The organism is Novosphingobium silvae (assembly GCF_009856825.1).
Taxonomy (GTDB): domain Bacteria; phylum Pseudomonadota; class Alphaproteobacteria; order Sphingomonadales; family Sphingomonadaceae; genus Novosphingobium; species Novosphingobium silvae.
This window is the reverse complement of the sequence record NZ_WVTD01000005.1, coordinates 135,808-152,830: the sequence shown is the minus strand read 5'-3', so window position 1 is coordinate 152,830 and position 17,023 is coordinate 135,808. Positions and strand designations below refer to the sequence as shown.

The following is a 17,023-nucleotide window of genomic DNA, read 5'->3' as shown; positions in this document are numbered from 1 at the left end:
ATGCGGATCGCCTCCCTTCCAGAAGGCAAGGCGGCTTGCATGGCTCGATGACGTTCCAAGTCGTCGAGGCGCGATATAGGGGCGGTTTTGCTTGGAACAAGACTGCACGGATGGCATTAGGCGAGCGATTTTCGCCATATCGGCCAGCGCCCCGGCGAATGTTGAGAAGGATGTGGTATCGTGAAATTCGCTTGTCCTGCGGCAGCTTTGCTCGCCACCGTCGCTCTCGCCTTGGCGCTTGGAGGATGCGGCAAGGCGCCCGACAGCCCGACGCAGACGAACGAGGCCACGGTCAGCGGACCCGATGCCAAGCCAGGGCTTGCCGCAAGCGATGGCAAGCTTGTGCTTCCCGTGATCGCCGGTCGACCGGGCGCCGTCTACTTCACGGTGCGTAACGACGGCTCCGTGCCCGCCACTCTGGCAGGCGTGCACCTCGCCGGAGCGAGCAAGGCGGAGATGCACCAGACCAAGGGCGGCTCCATGGCCCCGGTCGAATCGCTGCCGATAGATCCCGGAGCCTCTGTCGTCTTTGCGCCGGGCGGACTGCACGTCATGGCTTTCGGCTTGTCGGATAGTGTCAAGGCGGGAGGGACGACCGAGATGACGCTGACGTTCTCGGACGGCGACAAGCTGTCGATGCCTCTGCATGTCGAAGCCATGGGAAGCGAGGGCGCCGGGGGGCATGACATGGGCGGAATGCACCACTAATCATGCAGGGCGAAACCTGCGAGCCGGGCGGAGAACGAGAGCTAACGGAAGGCGAGGTGAAGCTTATCCGGTCGGTCTTCGGCAACGCGATAGACACCGGGCCGGTGCGAGTGCGGCGTCGCCGATGGTTTCCATTTCAACCTGTGGGCACCGTAATGGCGCCTTGCGGCCACCTTCACTTCCACCCCCGCTCCGAGCTGTTCCGCGATGACTTCTCCAAGGAGCAGCCAAGGCTGCAGGGATTGTTCATCCACGAGATGACACACGTCTGGCAGACGCAGCGGAGGGGCAAGTGGTACCTTCCGCTCATGCGCCATCCGCTTTGCCGGTATGACTATTCTCTTCGGCCGGGTTGGGCATTGGGTCGCTACGGCATAGAGCAGCAGGCCGAGATCGTGCGACACGCATTCCTGCTGGAAGCGGGGATTAGAGTTGCCGGGGCTCCGCCCGTAGAGAGCTATCGCGGCGTGCTGCCCTTTAGAAGCTGAAATGATACGGGGCGCAGACGGTGTTCCGCCTGCGCCCCGTTGCGACCCTTCGGGATCTTGTTCTGAGTAAAATCAGCAATCGCGGTCCCAGTAACGATCGCCATTGCGATCATAACGATAGCAGCCGCGGTCATTGTCCTTCTTGACCTGCGAACCGGCCAGCGCACCGGCTGCCGCACCGATCGCCGCTCCGGTTCCGGCATCACCGCCGGCGATGGCACCGACGCCCGCGCCAAGAGCCGCGCCGCCCAGCGCACCTTCGCCGCCGTAGTTGCTTGCGCAGCCCGCCATGCCCAGGGCACCGACTGCAAGGATGGGGAGGATTAGCTTGCGCATCGACGTTCTCCGAAATCACACGTTATGCACAAGTGAACGGAACTTGGCGCAAGAGGTTCCTGAGAAACGAGCAGCATAGTCGCTGCCACAGGAGCCGCCCTGGCTGGAAAGCTCGGCGACCGGAGAGCCGGTCGCCGCTGGGAAATCAATCCGGCTTCTTGGTGACCGCCACCATCGCGGGGCGGAGCAGGCGGTCCTTGATCATGTAGCCGGCCTGCAGTTCCTGCAGAACGGTTCCCGGCTCCGCATCGGAAGAGGGAACCTCGATCATGGCCTGATGCTGATTGGGGTCGAGAGGCAGGCCCATAGCCGCGATGCGGCTGATGCCGTGGCTTGCGAAGACCTTGTCTATCTCGCGACCGGTGGCCTCGATGCCCGTGACCAGGCCCTTCAGCTTTTCGTCCTCGCGCATCTCTGCCGGGATCGCTGACAAGGCGCGCGACAGATTGTCCGAAACCGAAAGGATGTCCCGGGCAAAGCCGGTCGCCGCATAGGCGCGGGTATCGGCAATATCCTTCTCGAGACGGCGGCGCACGTTCTGCGTCTCGGCCCGGGCGTACAGAACTTCCTGCTTGGCGGTGGCGAGTTCCTCGCGCAATCTTGCAAGCTGGTCATTCTCCCCGCCGGTGTCGAGAAACTCCTCAGGCACGCCCTGCAGTTCCTCGGCGACGGCCGGATCCTGGCTCGCAGCGTCGTTGGTCGACTGTGTCTTGTCCTCGGTCATTTCCTGTATCTGTCCAGCTATCCGATGAGCTTGCCCAGGCTTTGGGCGGTGAAGTCCACCATGGGCACGACGCGCGCATAATTCAACCGCGTGGGACCAATTACCCCCACTACGCCGACCACCCTGCCCTCCCTGTCACGATAGGGCGAGGCGATCACCGAGGAGCCTGACAGCGCGAACAGTCGGTTCTCCGACCCAATGAAGATACGGGTCGCCTGCGCTTCGCGAGCGGTGTCGAGAAGGTCGGCCACCGATTGCTTGTTTTCAAGATCATCGAGAAGCGAGCGGACGCGTTCCAGATCGCTGAGTGCGGCCTCGTCCAGCAGGTTGGCCTGGCCGCGCACGATGAGCACCGGCCTCGCCATGGCGTCCTGGCTCCACACGGCGAGACCGCGTTCCACCAAGTCCCTGCTGGCCGCATCGAGTGCCGATTGGCCGGATGCGATGTCTCTGCGCATGACGCGCGCGGCTTCCGCAAGTGTCCGGCCGGCCAGATGCGCCGATATATAGTTCGAAGCCTCTTCCAGTGCGCCTCCCGGAAGGCTTGGAGGAAGTTCGACAATGCGATTCTCGATGCCGCCGTCCTCACCCACCAGCACCGCGAGCGCTCTTCCGGGGCCGAGCGGGACGAGTTGCAGGTGAGCCAGCCGGGGCTCACGCCGGGGCACCATGACGACCCCGGCACCGGAAGACAGGTTGGACAGGAGAGCGCTGGTGGCCTCCAGCGCCGCTTCGATAGGCCCAGGAGCCGAAATCCGGCGCTCGATCGCCTGGCGTTCCTCCACCGTGGGTTCCGCCACCTGCATGATGCCGTCGACGAAGAGCCTCAGCCCTGCCTCTGTCGGCAGGCGACCCGCGCTCGTATGCGGGGCCGCAAGAAGGCCGAGGCCTTCAAGGTCCGCCAGAACCGATCGGATCGACGCCGATGACAGATTGATGGCCCCGCCCCCAGCCAGTGCCTTGGATCCGATCGGCACGCCTGTCGCCAGATAGCCTTCCACCACGAGACGGAATATCTCGCGAGCACGAGTGGTCAGTTCAATGATGGGAGGCGTCGGCATCTTCGCAATCTAAGGCTTATCCCCTTGCGGCCTCAAGCCCATTGCGCCAAGGGGCGGCCAATAAATCACGACGAGGATCATCCATGCGACCTTCAGGCCGCGCGCCGGATCAAATGCGCGCCATCGACATCCAGACCGGCTTCACCAAGCATGCCGAGGGCTCGGTGCTGATCTCCTTTGGCGACACCCGGGTGCTGGTCACGGCCTCTGTCGAGGAGAAGGTCCCGCCGTTCCTTCGCGGCAAGGGCGAAGGCTGGGTCACGGCCGAATACTCGATGCTCCCCCGCGCCACCCACACGCGCGGCAGCCGCGAGGCCGCGAAGGGCAAGCAGTCCGGCCGCACGCAGGAAATCCAGCGCCTGATCGGTCGCTCGCTCCGCTCCGTCGTCGACATGAAGAAGCTGGGCGAACGTCAGATCGTGCTCGATTGCGATGTTATCCAGGCCGATGGCGGCACCCGCACGGCGTCCATCTCGGGAGCTTGGGTTGCGCTGCGCCTTGCCGTCGACAAGCTGATGGCCGACGGAAAGATCAAGGAAGATCCTATCCAGGGCCGCGTAGCTGCCGTCTCCTGCGGTATCTATGAGGGCAATCCCGTGCTTGACCTTGACTACATCGAGGATAGCGGTGCCGACGCCGACGCCAACTTCGTGCTGATCGAAGGCGGCAAAATCGCAGAGGCGCAGGCGACCGCCGAAGGCGCGACATACGATGAGGAAGGGCTGCTGCGCCTCCTCCGGCTCGCCCGCATCGGCTGCGACGGCATCTTCGCGGCACAGGCCAAGGCGGTTGGTCGCTGACGCGCGGCAAGGACGAGGTAAATCGGCATGCGTAAACTCGAAGGCGAGCGCCTCGTCATTGCGACACATAACGCGGGCAAGCTGCGCGAGATTTCCGGGCTGCTCGCGCCGTACGGAGTGGAATGCGTATCGGCGGGGGACCTCGGCCTGCCCGAGCCGGAAGAGACCGGAACCACCTTCGCCGAAAATGCATTGCTGAAGGCCCATGCCGCAGCCGCCGCGGCACAGCTGCCGGCGCTGGCCGACGACAGCGGGCTCTCGGTGGCCGCCCTCGAAGGGCGTCCGGGAGTGTATACCGCAGACTGGGCCGAACGGCAGTGGTTCGAAGGGGAGCCGGGCCGCGACTGGTACATGGCTATGGGCAAGGTCGAGGGACTGCTCTGCGCCCAGGGTCCGGTGGTGGACCGGTCGTGCTGGTTCTCCTGCACTCTTGCCATCGCATGGCCGGACGGCGAGGAAGCCGTCTACGAAGGGCGGATCGACGGAACCTTTTCGTGGCCGCCGCGCGGCACCATGGGTTTTGGCTACGATCCCGTGTTCGTTCCGGCGGGACATAACCTTAGCTTCGCCGAGCTTCCGCTGGATCGCAAGCAGGCCATAAGCCATCGCGCCGTGGCTTTCGAGAAGCTGGTAGCGGATCAGTTTGCCGGTCGAGCCCGCTGAGATCATCAAGAGCAGGCCTGCGTGACCTGTTCAGGCCTCGCCTGATGGCAGGGGGACTTGACTTGCCGGGTCAACCGTTGCCTTGAGACCGAACATGGCGCGCGCTCTCTACATCCACTGGCCCTTCTGCCTCGCGAAGTGTCCGTATTGTGACTTCAACAGTCACGTGCGGAACCGTGTGGACCATGCTGCCTGGGAGCAGGCCCTCCTCGCGGACATGCGCCATGAGCATCAATTGGCGGGAGGCGAGCCGCTCGAGTCCATCTTCTTCGGCGGCGGCACGCCATCGCTGATGCCGCCATCGCTGGTCGCTCGCCTGCTTGAAGAGGCAGAGCACCTCTGGGGTTTCACTCCCGGCATCGAAATCACGCTTGAAGGCAACCCTTCCTCGGTGGAGGCCGCGAACTATGCGGCGCTGGCCAATGTAGGGGTGAACCGCGTCTCCCTAGGGCTGCAGGCACTGGACAACGAAACGTTGCGGTTTCTGGGCCGGTTGCACGACGCTTCGGAAGGCTTGCGCGCGCTTGAAGTGGCACAGGCGAACTTCACCCGCGTCAGCTTCGACCTCATCTATGCTCGGCCGGGCCAATCGCTGGAAGGCTGGCGGACGGAACTGGAGCGCGCCCTCGCCTTCGGCACCGGGCACCTTTCGCTCTATCAGCTCACGATCGAACCCGGCACTCGCTTCGAGACGATGGTGCGCAAGGGCGATATCGAGCCGCTGGATGAAGATGCCTGCGCCGACATGTTCGCCCTCACCCGCGCAATGACGGCGTCTGCAGGCCTACCCGCATACGAGATCAGCAACCATGCCCGTGCAGGCGAGGAGAGCCGCCACAACCTCGTCTACTGGCGCTACGGCGACTACGTGGGGATCGGGCCCGGAGCGCACGGGCGGCGCGGCGGACGGGCGACGGTTCGCCATCGCAAGCCCGAGAACTGGCTGGCAGCAATCCAGCGCAATTCGCACGGCATAGCCGAGGAACGTATCCTCGTACCATCGGAACAGGCGAGCGAAGCCATGCTGATGGGATTGCGCCTGCGTAAAGGCGTGGACATCGGGCCCCTTGCCGAGCGGTTCGGACTGGAGGCAGCCCGGCTCTGTGACATGGCCAAGGCCCGCTTCTATGAACGCCAGGGACTGGTGAGGATCGAAGGGACGCGGATTGCAGTGACGGAGGACGGCATGTGCCTTCTCGATGGCCTTCTTGCCGAACTGGTGCCCGAGCATCTGGTAGAGGCCTGATGGCACACAAGGCCGACGTTCTGGAGGCATGGGGCGAACATCTCGCGCTTGGTCGCCGGCGCAGCCCGCACACGGTGCGTGCTTACGTGGCAACGGCAGCGCGGCTTCTCGATGCCATAGGCGAAACTGACTGGGCGAGGCTCGCCAGGGTGGATGCGGCCGTTCTGCGGGGTCATCTGGCGGCGCGGCGGCAAGATGGTATCGGCAATGTCTCTGCCGCACGAGAGCTTTCCGCGCTGAAGGCGTTCATTGCGTTTGCGCAAGATCGTGCCGGGGTTGCGCAACCGATGCCTCCCCGCATCAAAGGGCCCCGTGTGAAGAAAGGCCTGCCGCGCCCCGTCACACCTGACGAGGCGGTGAACCTTGCCGAGACGGTGGAGGACGATGCCAGCCAGCCATGGATCGGCGCCCGCGATCGCGCCGTCCTTCTTCTGCTCTACGGAGCCGGGTTGCGCATCGCGGAGGCTCTTTCCCTGACCGGCGGAGCACTTCCGCTTGCCGAAACGCTCGTCGTTACGGGCAAGGGCGGAAAACAGCGCATGGTGCCATTGCTGCCGGTCGTGCGCTCGGCCGTCGCTGACTATGTCGATCAGTGCCCATGGCCGCTTGAGGGGGAGAAGGCTTTGTTTCGCGGCGCGAAAGGCGGGGCGCTGGCGCCAGGTCTGGTGCAGAGAGCAGTAGCGCGTGCGCGCGTCGCTCTGGGACTGCCATCCACGGCAACACCGCATGCCCTGCGCCACAGCTTTGCGACCCACCTGCTGGGGGCGGGCGCGGACTTGCGCTCGCTGCAGGAGTTGCTCGGCCATGTCTCGCTTAGCTCGACGCAGATATACACCCGGGTGGATGCCGCCACGATGCTCGATGCTTACCGCAATGCTCATCCAAGGGAGATCGGTTGAGCTCACTCCTCGCGCGGTTTCCACGTGACGATCCGCCAGACGTAGAAGACAATCGTGATCACGGCCACAACGAGCGTCGCCCAGCCAAGCCACTGTTCGGCTTCCGCCAGCGTCTGGCCCAGCCACCTTCCCCCAAGGATCAGGACAACGTTCCAAATCGCCGCTCCTGCCGCCGTGAAGAGCAGAAAACGCACGTGGCCCATATGCGCGAGCCCTGCTGGAATGGAGATGACGGTGCGGAACATCGGCATGAACCGCAGGATGAAAACGACCCAGTGCCCATGGCGGCGGAGGAACGACCCGGCGATCTCCACGTCCCGCCACTCCAGCGTCAACCACCGCCCCCACCGCTCGATGAAAGGCCTGAGGCGCTCGTAGCCTAGCCGGTCCGCCACAACGAACAGCACGTAGTTGCCAAGCGCCGCGCCGATGGTCCCGCACAGCAGCAGCGGCCAGAACTCCATGTCGCCTCGCGCGACAGCGATTCCGCCGAGCCCCATTATCAGTTCGGAGGGTACCGGAGGGATGATGTTCTCCAGCGCCATCAGGAACATGATGCCGAGGTACCCGCCCTGCCGGACGATCTCGTAGACCCATTCAGACATTCAGTTCATCCTCTGGGTCGATGGAGCGGTGAGACGGCCCTCCCCGGCGGGCCTTACAGGGCGGCGTGCCGAACTTCGATCGCGTCCCAGATACTTGCGGCGGTGTCGGTGCCGTTGAAGCGGTCGATCGCCACGATGCCGGTCGGCGATGTCACGTTGATTTCCGTCAGCCATTTTCCGCCAATCACGTCGATGCCGACGAAAACGAGCCCTCGCGCCTTCAGTTCCGGCCCAAGCGCCGCGCAGATTTCCTCTTCCGCCGAAGTGAGTTCGCTGGCTTCTGCCGAGCCGCCGACGGCAAGGTTCGAGCGAAACTCGCCCTCGCCAGGCTTGCGGTTGATCGCTCCGGCAAACTCTCCGTCGACCAGAACGATGCGCTTGTCCCCTTCCGCAACGTCCGGGAGGAAGGGCTGGACCATGAACGGCTCGACCCATGCGTTCTCGAACATCTCGATCAGGGCGCCAAGGTTCGATCCGTCGGCAGGCACGCGGAAGACCGCCTTGCCGCCGTTACCGTGGAGAGGCTTGATGACGAGGTCTCCAGGATGGCGGAGATTGAATGCACGCACATCCTCGATCCGGCGCGCGATAAAGGTGGGAGGCATGAACCGCGCGTAGTCGAGAACGAAGACCTTCTCCGGGGCATTGCGGACAGCGACCGGATCGTTGACGACGAGCGTCCGGCCGGCAAGGCGCTCAAGAAGGTGCGTGGCCGTGATATAGCCAAGATCGAAGGGCGGGTCCTGCCGCATCAGTACAACGTCGATATCTTCGACTAGGTCGATCAGGCGGTACTCGCCGCGTGTGAAATGCGCGCCTTCAACCCTCTGGACCGTCACGGGTGCACCCCAGCAGGTGAGGCGACCGCCCGCTCCATGCGCGGTGTCGTAAGCCAGCGTCCGCACGTCGTAGTGGAAAAGCTGATGACCGCGCGCCTGCGCCGCCAGCATGAGCGCGAACGAGGAGTCTCCCCCGATCTTGATCGTTTCGAGCGGATCCATCTGGACGGCGACGCGTAGGGTCATGGCGATTGTCGGCCTTTGCGAAAGAATGGTGACGCGCGGCTTAGCCGCAAGACGCGGAAGGTGCGACCGGAATTGCGATATGCAAGTCCCGCCTCACTCCATCGGTTGCCAGGCATTTTTGATCCGCCGCGGCCAGCAGCCAGGAGCCACGAGGATAACATCGATGCGCACATCATCGCCCACACGGCCATAGCGAGAAGCGATCAGTTCCACGGCATCCGCAACACGGCGCAGCCGCCGAGCATCGATGGCGAGGTCCAGTTCCTGGGCCGAGCGCCTCCACTTGACCTCGATGAAACACAAGGTTCTTCCGCGCCGCGCGACAAGGTCGACCTCCCCCCGGCGTGTCTTCACTCGCCTTGCGAGAATGCGCCAGCCCGTGATCCACAGGTACAACGCGGCCAGCAGCTCTCCCCGCCGCCCGTCCTTTTCGGCTCGGACACGCCGGTTCACTTCAGTTCCATCGCGCGAGCATAAAGGACCTTGCGATCAAGGCCTGTCGCTTTCGCGACGAGCGCCGCCGCCTGCGACGCCTTGGCCGTCGCCAGTGCAGACTTCAGCAGTGCATCCACGTCGACTTCCCCGATCTGTTGTTCACCTGCAGGTGCGATCAACAGGACGATCTCGCCCTTGGGTGGATGAGCGGCGTAATGCTCGGCAAGCTCTGCCGGAGACCCGCTCCGACATTCCTCGAACTTCTTCGTCAGTTCGCGTGCCACGGCGACTTCGCGGCCCGGAAGCTTCTCCTCGATAGCTCGAAGCGAGGCATCGAGGCGAGGTGCGGTCTCGTAGAAGACAAGGGTTGCGGGAACGTTGGCGAGTGCTGACAGCGTGTCCTCGCGGGCCTTGGCCTTGTTCGGCAAGAAGCCCGCGAACAGAAAACGATCGTTCGGAAGGCCCGAAAGGGTCATTGCGACGACCGCCGCGTTCGCGCCGGGCAAACTGGTCACCGCGATGCCGCGCTCCCGCGCGATACGGACGAGGCGATAGCCCGGATCGGAGATGAGCGGCGTGCCGGCGTCGCTGACCAGCGCGACGGGCTCCGCCTCCATCAAGGCCAGCAGCCGCTCGCGGTCGGCCTCCCCGGCATGGTCGTCGTATCGGATGAGGCGCTGCTTTATCCCCAGATGATGCAGCAACTTGCCGGTGACACGGGTATCTTCGCAGGCCACCGCTGTCACCCTCTGCAGGGTCTCGACGGCGCGCAAGGTGATGTCGCCCAGGTTGCCAATGGGGGTTGCGACTATGTACAGGCCCGGCGAAAGAGTGTTTTCCATCGCGCGACACATGGCCCATGAACCGAGGGAGCGGCAAGCAATGTTCGATAAACGCCTGAATCGGCGAAATGTATTGGCTGCAGTCGCTATGGCCGCGCTTGCGGGTTGCGCGGTGGTGCCGAAGGCGCCGGTCACCGCGCCCGCCCCCACCCCGGTCCCTACTCCAACGCAAAGCGACATCCCCGTGGATGCCGAGCGCCACCGCATCGCCCTTCTCGTACCGGTCACGGGTGCGAACGCGGGCGTGGGCCAGGCGATCGCCAATGCAGCGAACATGGCTCTTCTCGATACTGCGGCGAAGAACCTGCGGCTGACCACCTACGACACCGCGACCGGACCGGCAGAGGCAGCGCGCAAGGCCATCGCCGATGGCAACCAGCTGATACTCGGGCCGCTTCTCTCGAACGACATCCCGGTGATCTCTGCCGTGGCCAAGGCATCGAAGATCCCCGTCATCTCGTTTTCGAACGACGAACAGGCAGCAAGCCGTGACGTATTCATCATGGGCAACCTGCCCGGCCAGTCCGTGACCCGAACCGTCGAGTACGCGCGCGGACAAGGCGTCACCAGCTTTGCGGCGCTGGTGCCCCGCGGCGATTACGGCGATCGCACCAGCTCCGCGCTGTTGAGCGCGGTCCGGTCGGGCGGCGGCTCGGTCGTCGCGATGGAGCCGTATGACCGCAGCCCCGCCTCGATCGCAGCCGCGGCGCAGCGCATCAAGGCGAAAGGCGGGTTCAACGCCCTCCTCATAGCCGACAGCGGTGGCCTCTCCGCCAGAGCAGCAACGGCGTTCAAGGGCACTGGCAAGGCAAGCCCCGGTGCCGTTCGCCTTCTCGGCACCGAGCTTTGGAGCGGTGAGCGCGAACTGGGCACCACACCTGCACTTGCCGGAGCATGGTTCGCCACGGTTTCCGACCAGCGATTTGGGCAGTTCGCCAAGAGCTATCGCGCGCGCTTTGGCGGGCAACCATTCCGCATCGCGACGCTGGGCTATGATGCCGTCCTCCTGACGCTGCGGGTCGCGCGCGACTGGAAGCCGGGTTCGCGCTTTCCTGCCGACACACTGCGGGACAGCAAGTCCTTCCCGGGAGGTTTCCTTGGGGTCGACGGCGCGTTCCGGTTCACCAAAGGCGGCCTTGTGGAGCGGGCTCTCGAGGTGCGGGAAGTGCAGACCGGCTCCGTCAAGGTAGTCAGCCCCGCACCGGTCAAGTTCGGCGACTGATTCGGAGCAGCCTCGCTGCCAGGGCACTCCGACAGGCGGGAAACAAGCCGTGAACAAAGGTTTCGTCGGATAAGAGGAAACCTGCGCTTGATTGCGGATTCGAGCGGCCCCTATAGTCCTCCCATGGCCGACGACCTGTTTGACAAGCTTCCCGCCGCCACTGGCGAATCCTACGACGGCTCCGCGATCGAGGTGTTGGAAGGGCTCGAGCCCGTCCGGCGCCGTCCGGGCATGTACATCGGCGGCACGGACGAGCGCGCGCTCCACCATCTTGCCGCAGAGGTGCTGGACAATGCGATGGACGAGGCCGTCGCCGGGCACGCGAACCGGATAGAAGTCACGCTGGAGGACGAGCCCGGCACGGCGGGGCGACTGATGATCGTTGACAACGGGCGCGGCATCCCGGTCGATGAACATCCGAAATTCCCCGGGAGGTCTGCGCTCGAAGTCATCCTTTCGACGCTTCACTCGGGCGGCAAGTTCTCGGGCAAAGCCTACGCCACCTCCGGCGGTCTGCACGGCGTGGGCATCTCGGTGGTGAACGCCCTTTCCGTGAAGACTCGGGTGGAGGTCGCCCGCAACAAGGAATTGTACGCTCAGGAATTTTCGCGAGGCGTGACGCTCGGACCGATCCAGCGCGTAGGTGCGGCGCCCAATCGCCGAGGCACTTCCGTCACCTTCACGCCCGATGCGGAGATCTTCGGCGACCAGAAGTTCAAGCCCGCGCGTATCTTCAAGCTTGTTCGCTCCAAGGCCTACCTGTTCGCTGGTGTGGAAATCCGGTGGAAGTGCGCGGCCTCGCTTGCGGTAGACGGCATTCCTGCGGAGGCGACGTTCCAGTTCCCGGGCGGCCTTGCCGACCATCTCGCCGAACAGATCGGCAGCCGCGAATGCGTGACATCGCAGTTCTTCTCCGGTTCGCAGGCGTTCCCTCGCGGTGATGACGGCTCGGAACAGGGCCGGGTCGAATGGGCCATCGCCTGGCCGCTCTACTCGGACGGTGCCTATTCCTGGTACTGCAACACCATTCCGACGCCCGATGGCGGCACGCATGAACAGGGTCTGCGCGGGGCTCTCACCAAGGGTATCCGCGCGTTTGCCGAACTCGTCGGCCAGGCGAAGAAAGCCAAGGACATCACGCCGGACGACGTGATCACCGGAAGCGAGGTGATGCTTTCGGTCTTCATTCGCGACCCGCAGTTTCAAAGCCAGACAAAGGACCGCCTGACATCGCCCGAGGCGGCGCGGATGGTCGAGGCGGCGGTGCGCGACCACTTCGATCACTTCCTGACGGATAACCTGGATCGAGGCAAGGCGCTCCTCGGCGCCGTGATGGAGCGCATGGACGATCGACTGCGCCGCAAGGCCGAGCGCGAGGTCAAGCGCAAGACCGCCACTAACTCGCGCAAGCTGCGCCTGCCCGGCAAGCTGACCGACTGCTCTGGCGAAGGCCACGGCGAGACCGAACTCTTCATCGTCGAAGGCGATTCGGCGGGCGGTTCCGCCAAGCAGGCCAGGGATCGCAAGACTCAGGCGATCCTGCCCATACGCGGAAAAATCTTGAACGTCGCCAGCGCCACGGCGGACAAGATCCGCGCCAACCAGGAGATTGCGGACCTGGCGCTCGCCCTTGGATGCGGCACTCGCAAGGACTGCAACGCAGACAATCTTCGGTACGATCGCGTTGTCATCATGACGGACGCCGACGTGGACGGCGCCCATATCGCGACGCTCCTGATGACGTTCTTCTTCCAAGAGATGCCCGACATCGTGCGACGCGGTCATCTGTACCTCGCCCAGCCGCCCCTCTATCGTCTGACGGCAGGGTCCACTTCCGCCTATGCCCGCGACGATGCACACCGCCGCGAACTGGAGGCGACGCAGTTCAAGGGCAAGAAGGTGGAGGTCGGGCGCTTCAAGGGTCTGGGCGAAATGAACCCGCAGCAACTGCGCGAGACCACGATGAACCCGCACACCCGCTCGCTGCTGCGTATCACGCTGCCGCCGGAGTATGAAGATCGTGCGGCCGTGAAAGATCTGGTCGATCGCCTGATGGGCCGAAATCCCGAACACCGCTTCCAGTTCATCCAGAACCGTGCAGGCGAGATCGATCAGGAACTGATCGATGCGTAAGCACGGGCGCTGCGCTTAAGGGCTGGCGCTCCTCATTCGGGCGTCTGAACTAGGCGGCGTAAGAACATTGCGCCGCCACACGGCAAGGAACAATCCCGCGATGGCGGCGGGCATGATCGGGATGCCAAGGTTCATCGCTAGCGGCCGGGCGAAGGCAGCCGCGGCAAACGCAGCCAGGATCGCGAGCCTCTCCCAGTCGAGGAAGCCCTTGCGCACCCCCTCACCCGTGAGCCACAGCAAGGGGAATGCCAGCAGCACCATGTCGTAATCAAGCACGAAGGGCGTGACGAGCGGCGACCCGGCCAGTGTCAGCGCAGCCAAATCGAAGCGCCAGGCCTTTTTCCAGGCGGCTTTCACAAGAAGCGCTACCACCGCAAAAGACACAAGGATCTGCCCTGCGTAGGCGATGATCGAAGGCGCTTTCAGCAGCTTCAGCGCGGCGAAAGTGCTCACCATCTTGCCGTAGCCCACCGCGCCTGAAACCATGGCGTCCTGTGCCCTGCCGCTGGCCTCTATCCACCCCGCCCAGCTATCGGTGCCGAACGCCAGAGTGGATATGGCGGCAAGGCCAATGCTCCCGGCCGCTGCTGCCCCGATCACTTTCCACTCGCCCGTGAGGAGGAGCGCCAGTGGCACCAGGATGCCGAGCTGGGGCTTGATCGTGGCAAGCCCCATCAAGAGGCCAGCAAGGATCGGCCGCTGGCGAACAAGAATGGTCCCAAGTCCCAGCAGCCCGGCAACGAGAAACGACGTCTGTCCGTGAGTGATCACGATCGGAACAGCCGGAAAGGCGAAAACGGCTACCCAGAACGGCAGGTTGGCTCCAGCCGCACGCCACCAGCGTCTCAACGCGACGCCATACGCTGCGCCAGTCGCCAGCAGCCATGCGCAGAGCGCCGGGAAATAGCCCAACCATCCCAACGGCAAGCAGAACGGCAGGAACGAAGGAGGATAGAAGAAGGCGGTATAGCCTGCGTCGGACGCGAAGAACACGCGCTGCGCGGCTGCGTGAGCTGCCCCATCGTAGGGATCTGAACCGGCTTGCAGCATGTTCCCCACGGTCCAGAAGCTCAGGAAGTCGCTCCCGAGGAGGTAGCCGTTGCGGTCGATCCCACGGGTGGAGGTAAGAACAAGAACGCTCAACATCACGACGTTCAGGGCAGCCAGAAGCCGCAGATACCCACGGGAGCGCGCAGCACCGAGCCAATCCATCCTGCGCAGGAACTCCAACCCCATGCGCCATCCTTGCAACGCTGCGGCGACGTTGTCCATCGCAGGGCACGCCAGCTCACTGACGGCCTTGCCTTGCCACCGCGCACCCCATAGAACTTAACCGCACAGTTAATGCGAATAGGATGGCCCATGCAGCGGTTCGAAGGCACGAACGACTACGTCGCGACCGATGATCTCAAGGTTGCGGTCAATGCGGCGGTGCTGCTGCGTCGCCCTCTCCTCGTCAAAGGCGAGCCCGGGACCGGCAAGACCGTTCTGGCGGAACAGATCGCTGCCTCCCTTGATGCGCCGCTCATCACCTGGAACGTGAAGTCGACGACAAAGGCGCACCAGGGGCTGTATGAGTACGACGCCGTGGCAAGACTGCGCGATGGCCAGTTAGGGGACCAGCGCGTTCACGACATCTCGAACTACATCCGGAAGGGTAAGCTCTGGGAAGCGTTCACATCGCCTGAATTGCCTGTGCTGCTGATCGACGAGATCGACAAGGCGGACATCGAGTTTCCGAACGATCTGTTAGCCGAGCTGGATCGCATGGCCTTCGACGTCTACGAAACCGGAGAGCGGGTCGCTGCTGCCGAACGCCCGATCGTGGTCATCACATCGAACAACGAAAAGGACCTTCCGGACGCCTTTCTGCGCCGCTGCTTCTTCCACTATATCAAATTCCCTGATCGCGAGACGATGGAAGCGATCATCGATGTGCACTACCCCGGCATCCAGAAGACGCTGGTGCGCAGGGCGATGGAGATATTCTACGAACTGCGCGATGTGCCTGGGCTCAAGAAAAAGCCTTCCACCAGCGAGTTGCTCGACTGGCTCAAGTTGCTCTTGAACGAAGAGATGCCGCTCGACGTTCTGCAGAACCAGGATTCGACCAAGGCCATTCCGCCGCTTCACGGCGCATTGCTCAAGAACGAGCAGGACGTAATGCTGTTCGAACGTTTGGCCTTCATGTCCCGGCGAGGCAGTTGAGCATGGCGCAGCCTTATAGCGGCAGTTGCGCATGCGGCCTCGTCGAAGTGACGATTTCCGCCGAGCCGGTCGCTTCCCGGCAATGCTGGTGTCGGCAGTGCCAGCGCATCGCGGCCGGGGGCCCTACCAACAACGCGATCTTTCCTGCCGCTGCCGTGTCCATGACCGGGGAGATTGCCCATCACGCCTATGTCGCGGCAAGCGGCAATGTGCTCACGCACGAGTTCTGCGCGAAGTGCGGCACGCCGGTCCTTGCGCGCTCCAGCGCACGCCCCCAGTTCCGCACCATCCGCCTCGGCCTTCTTGACGAAAGCCACGGCCTTCGCCCGGAGACGGCGATATGGGTGAGCGAGGCTCCGGCCTGGGCCTGCATCGACCCGGCGCTTGAGCAATGGCCGGCCCAGCCGCCGGCACCCTCGTTGCCTGCCGGTTGAGCCGTGTTCCTCAACTTCATCGATGAGCTGCGGGCCGCCGGCATCCCCGCCTCTCTTAAGGAGCACCTCGTGCTGCTGGAGGCTCTCGACAAAAACGTTATCGAGCAGACGCCCGAGGCCTTCTACTATCTGAGCCGGGCCACGTTCGTTAAAGACGAAGGCCTGCTGGATCGCTTTGACCAAGTGTTTCAGAAAGTCTTCAAGGGCATGGTGACGGACTATGGCCAAGCCCCTGTCGACGTTCCCGAAGACTGGCTGAAGAAGATGGCCGAGCGCTATTTTTCCAAGGAAGAGATGGAGTCCATCAAGGCTCTGGGATCCTGGGACGAGATCATGGAGACTCTCAAGAAGCGGCTGGAGGAACAGCAGAAACGCCATCAGGGCGGCAACAAGTGGATAGGCACCAACGGCACCTCTCCGTTTGGCCACTCCGGCTATAATCCGGAAGGCGTGCGCATCGGCGGGGAAGGCCAGCACGGCCGCGCCGTCAAGGTGTGGGAGAAGCGTGAGTTCGCGAACCTCGACAACGGGCGGGAACTGGGCACCCGCAACATCAAGGTCGCGCTTCGCCGGCTGCGGCGCTTCGCGCGCGAGGGCGCAGCCGAGGAGCTTGATCTCGACGCTACGATCTCAGGCACGGCAAGGCGCGGCTGGCTGGATCTGGTAATGCGCCCGGAACGGCACAACGCGGTAAAGGTCCTGCTTTTCCTTGACGTGGGCGGATCGATGGATCCGTTCATCCGCCTGGTGGAAGACCTGTTCAGCGCGGCCACGGCCGAATTCAAGAACATGGAGTTCTTCTATTTCCACAACTGCCTGTACGAAGGCGTCTGGAAGGACAATCGACGCCGGTGGTCGCAGCGCACGCCGACCTGGGACATCCTTCACAAGTACGGGCATGACTACAAGGTGATCTTCGTCGGCGATGCGGCGATGAGCCCTTACGAGATCAGCCACCCCGGTGGGTCGGTAGAGCACATGAACGAGGAAGCCGGCGCCACGTGGCTTCGACGGGTGGTGCAGACCTATCCGGCAACCGTCTGGCTCAATCCCACGGCCGAGCGGCAGTGGGACTACTCCAGCTCCACCCGGATGATCCGCGACATCATGGAAGGCGCCATGTATTCGCTGACCCTAGAAGGCCTCGACAGTGCGATGCGCGAACTGACGCGGAAGAAAAGCTAGGGCCGGGCG

General features: G+C 63.8%; 19 protein-coding genes. 11 read left to right on the top strand and 8 right to left on the bottom strand.

The window, feature by feature from the left end; translation table 11 throughout:
- Positions 1-180 precede the first annotated feature (180 nt).
- A complete protein-coding gene (locus GR702_RS08940) occupies positions 181-708 on the top strand; it encodes a copper chaperone PCu(A)C (protein WP_337192558.1) in 528 nt (175 codons plus the stop codon).
- A gap of 2 nt (positions 709-710) precedes the next feature.
- On the top strand, positions 711-1,196 hold the full coding sequence (locus GR702_RS08935; RefSeq protein WP_160985544.1) for a vgr related protein: 486 nt from the start codon (positions 711-713) through the stop codon (positions 1,194-1,196).
- Positions 1,197-1,268: 72 nt separating this feature from the next.
- Here the strand turns inward: GR702_RS08935 and GR702_RS08930 are convergent, their stop codons facing one another.
- The 3 genes from GR702_RS08930 to hrcA all read right to left on the bottom strand — a co-directional run bounded on the left by GR702_RS08930 (position 1,269) and on the right by hrcA (position 3,317).
- Positions 1,269-1,532, bottom strand: a complete 264-nt coding sequence (locus GR702_RS08930) for a YMGG-like glycine zipper-containing protein (protein WP_160985543.1) — start codon at positions 1,530-1,532, stop codon at positions 1,269-1,271.
- A 145-nt stretch (positions 1,533-1,677) separates the two neighbouring features.
- Positions 1,678-2,256 carry a nucleotide exchange factor GrpE gene (gene grpE / locus GR702_RS08925; RefSeq protein WP_160985542.1) on the bottom strand — a complete coding sequence of 193 codons (579 nt, stop codon included), beginning with the start codon at positions 2,254-2,256 and terminating at the stop codon, positions 1,678-1,680.
- A gap of 17 nt (positions 2,257-2,273) precedes the next feature.
- The gene (gene hrcA, locus GR702_RS08920) at positions 2,274-3,317 is read right to left on the bottom strand and encodes a heat-inducible transcriptional repressor HrcA (protein WP_160985541.1); all 1,044 of its coding nucleotides are present in this window, start codon (positions 3,315-3,317) and stop codon (positions 2,274-2,276) included.
- Positions 3,318-3,400: 83 nt separating this feature from the next.
- Here hrcA and rph point away from each other — a divergent pair, with 83 nt between their 5' ends.
- The 4 genes from rph (at position 3,401) to GR702_RS08900 (ending at position 6,925) form a co-directional block, all read left to right on the top strand.
- Positions 3,401-4,117 carry a ribonuclease PH gene (gene rph, locus GR702_RS08915; protein ID WP_160985540.1) on the top strand — a complete coding sequence of 239 codons (717 nt, stop codon included), beginning with the start codon at positions 3,401-3,403 and terminating at the stop codon, positions 4,115-4,117.
- Positions 4,118-4,144: 27 nt separating this feature from the next.
- Positions 4,145-4,780 (top strand): RdgB/HAM1 family non-canonical purine NTP pyrophosphatase, encoded by a 636-nt coding sequence (gene rdgB / locus GR702_RS08910; protein ID WP_160985539.1) that lies wholly within the window; start codon positions 4,145-4,147, stop codon positions 4,778-4,780.
- Between the two features lie 94 nt (positions 4,781-4,874).
- Positions 4,875-6,026 (top strand): radical SAM family heme chaperone HemW, encoded by a 1,152-nt coding sequence (gene hemW / locus GR702_RS08905; RefSeq protein ID WP_160985538.1) that lies wholly within the window; start codon positions 4,875-4,877, stop codon positions 6,024-6,026.
- Entirely contained in the window at positions 6,026-6,925 is a 900-nt protein-coding gene (locus tag GR702_RS08900) for a tyrosine recombinase XerC (protein ID WP_160985537.1), read from the top strand. Before hemW ends, GR702_RS08900 begins: the two co-directional genes overlap by 1 nt.
- Positions 6,926-6,927: 2 nt before the next feature.
- Here GR702_RS08900 and GR702_RS08895 read toward each other — a convergent pair whose 3' ends face one another.
- The 4 genes from GR702_RS08895 to rsmI all read right to left on the bottom strand — a co-directional run bounded on the left by GR702_RS08895 (position 6,928) and on the right by rsmI (position 9,832).
- Positions 6,928-7,530 carry a DedA family protein gene (locus GR702_RS08895; RefSeq protein WP_160985536.1) on the bottom strand — a complete coding sequence of 201 codons (603 nt, stop codon included), beginning with the start codon at positions 7,528-7,530 and terminating at the stop codon, positions 6,928-6,930.
- Positions 7,531-7,583: 53 nt separating this feature from the next.
- The gene (gshB, locus tag GR702_RS08890; protein WP_160985535.1) at positions 7,584-8,555 is read right to left on the bottom strand and encodes a glutathione synthase; all 972 of its coding nucleotides are present in this window, start codon (positions 8,553-8,555) and stop codon (positions 7,584-7,586) included.
- 93 nt (positions 8,556-8,648) lie between these two features.
- The gene (locus GR702_RS08885; protein ID WP_337192557.1) at positions 8,649-9,008 is read right to left on the bottom strand and encodes a YraN family protein; all 360 of its coding nucleotides are present in this window, start codon (positions 9,006-9,008) and stop codon (positions 8,649-8,651) included.
- The gene (gene rsmI / locus GR702_RS08880) at positions 9,005-9,832 is read right to left on the bottom strand and encodes a 16S rRNA (cytidine(1402)-2'-O)-methyltransferase (protein WP_160985534.1); all 828 of its coding nucleotides are present in this window, start codon (positions 9,830-9,832) and stop codon (positions 9,005-9,007) included. Before rsmI ends, GR702_RS08885 begins: the two co-directional genes overlap by 4 nt.
- A gap of 40 nt (positions 9,833-9,872) precedes the next feature.
- Here rsmI and GR702_RS08875 point away from each other — a divergent pair, with 40 nt between their 5' ends.
- Positions 9,873-11,054 carry a penicillin-binding protein activator gene (locus tag GR702_RS08875; RefSeq protein WP_202408158.1) on the top strand — a complete coding sequence of 394 codons (1,182 nt, stop codon included), beginning with the start codon at positions 9,873-9,875 and terminating at the stop codon, positions 11,052-11,054.
- 123 nt (positions 11,055-11,177) lie between these two features.
- Complete coding sequence (parE, locus tag GR702_RS08870) at positions 11,178-13,187, top strand: DNA topoisomerase IV subunit B (RefSeq protein WP_160985660.1); 2,010 nt, start codon at positions 11,178-11,180, stop codon at positions 13,185-13,187.
- A gap of 15 nt (positions 13,188-13,202) precedes the next feature.
- Here parE and GR702_RS08865 read toward each other — a convergent pair whose 3' ends face one another.
- Positions 13,203-14,423 (bottom strand): glycosyltransferase family 87 protein, encoded by a 1,221-nt coding sequence (locus GR702_RS08865; RefSeq protein WP_160985533.1) that lies wholly within the window; start codon positions 14,421-14,423, stop codon positions 13,203-13,205.
- A gap of 126 nt (positions 14,424-14,549) precedes the next feature.
- Here GR702_RS08865 and GR702_RS08860 point away from each other — a divergent pair, with 126 nt between their 5' ends.
- The 3 genes from GR702_RS08860 to GR702_RS08850 are packed head-to-tail and all read left to right on the top strand — an operon-like array spanning position 14,550 to position 17,014.
- Positions 14,550-15,395 (top strand): AAA family ATPase, encoded by an 846-nt coding sequence (locus GR702_RS08860; protein ID WP_160985532.1) that lies wholly within the window; start codon positions 14,550-14,552, stop codon positions 15,393-15,395.
- 2 nt (positions 15,396-15,397) lie between these two features.
- Complete coding sequence (locus GR702_RS08855) at positions 15,398-15,829, top strand: GFA family protein (RefSeq protein ID WP_160985531.1); 432 nt, start codon at positions 15,398-15,400, stop codon at positions 15,827-15,829.
- A gap of 3 nt (positions 15,830-15,832) precedes the next feature.
- Positions 15,833-17,014, top strand: coding sequence for a VWA domain-containing protein (locus GR702_RS08850; protein WP_160985530.1), 1,182 nt, complete (start codon positions 15,833-15,835; stop codon positions 17,012-17,014).
- Positions 17,015-17,023: the final 9 nt, after the last annotated feature.

Bases quoted from the DNA above. Each gene is read 5' to 3' on its own strand.
- GR702_RS08930 (WP_160985543.1), bottom strand. From the start codon at position 1,532: ATGCGCAAGCTAATCCTCCCCATCCTTGCAGTCGGTGCCCTGGGCATG.
- parE (WP_160985660.1), top strand. From the start codon at position 11,178: ATGGCCGACGACCTGTTTGACAAGCTTCCCGCCGCCACTGGCGAATCC.
- hrcA (WP_160985541.1), bottom strand. From the start codon at position 3,317: ATGCCGACGCCTCCCATCATTGAACTGACCACTCGTGCTCGCGAGATA.
- GR702_RS08860 (WP_160985532.1), top strand. From the start codon at position 14,550: ATGCAGCGGTTCGAAGGCACGAACGACTACGTCGCGACCGATGATCTC.
- grpE (WP_160985542.1), bottom strand. From the start codon at position 2,256: ATGACCGAGGACAAGACACAGTCGACCAACGACGCTGCGAGCCAGGAT.
- GR702_RS08855 (WP_160985531.1), top strand. From the start codon at position 15,398: ATGGCGCAGCCTTATAGCGGCAGTTGCGCATGCGGCCTCGTCGAAGTG.
- GR702_RS08875 (WP_202408158.1), top strand. From the start codon at position 9,873: ATGTTCGATAAACGCCTGAATCGGCGAAATGTATTGGCTGCAGTCGCT.
- GR702_RS08900 (WP_160985537.1), top strand. From the start codon at position 6,026: ATGGCACACAAGGCCGACGTTCTGGAGGCATGGGGCGAACATCTCGCG.
- GR702_RS08895 (WP_160985536.1), bottom strand. From the start codon at position 7,530: ATGTCTGAATGGGTCTACGAGATCGTCCGGCAGGGCGGGTACCTCGGC.
- hemW (WP_160985538.1), top strand. From the start codon at position 4,875: ATGGCGCGCGCTCTCTACATCCACTGGCCCTTCTGCCTCGCGAAGTGT.
- rsmI (WP_160985534.1), bottom strand. From the start codon at position 9,832: ATGGAAAACACTCTTTCGCCGGGCCTGTACATAGTCGCAACCCCCATT.
- GR702_RS08865 (WP_160985533.1), bottom strand. From the start codon at position 14,423: ATGGGGTTGGAGTTCCTGCGCAGGATGGATTGGCTCGGTGCTGCGCGC.
- rdgB (WP_160985539.1), top strand. From the start codon at position 4,145: ATGCGTAAACTCGAAGGCGAGCGCCTCGTCATTGCGACACATAACGCG.
- gshB (WP_160985535.1), bottom strand. From the start codon at position 8,555: ATGACCCTACGCGTCGCCGTCCAGATGGATCCGCTCGAAACGATCAAG.
- GR702_RS08935 (WP_160985544.1), top strand. From the start codon at position 711: ATGCAGGGCGAAACCTGCGAGCCGGGCGGAGAACGAGAGCTAACGGAA.
- rph (WP_160985540.1), top strand. From the start codon at position 3,401: ATGCGACCTTCAGGCCGCGCGCCGGATCAAATGCGCGCCATCGACATC.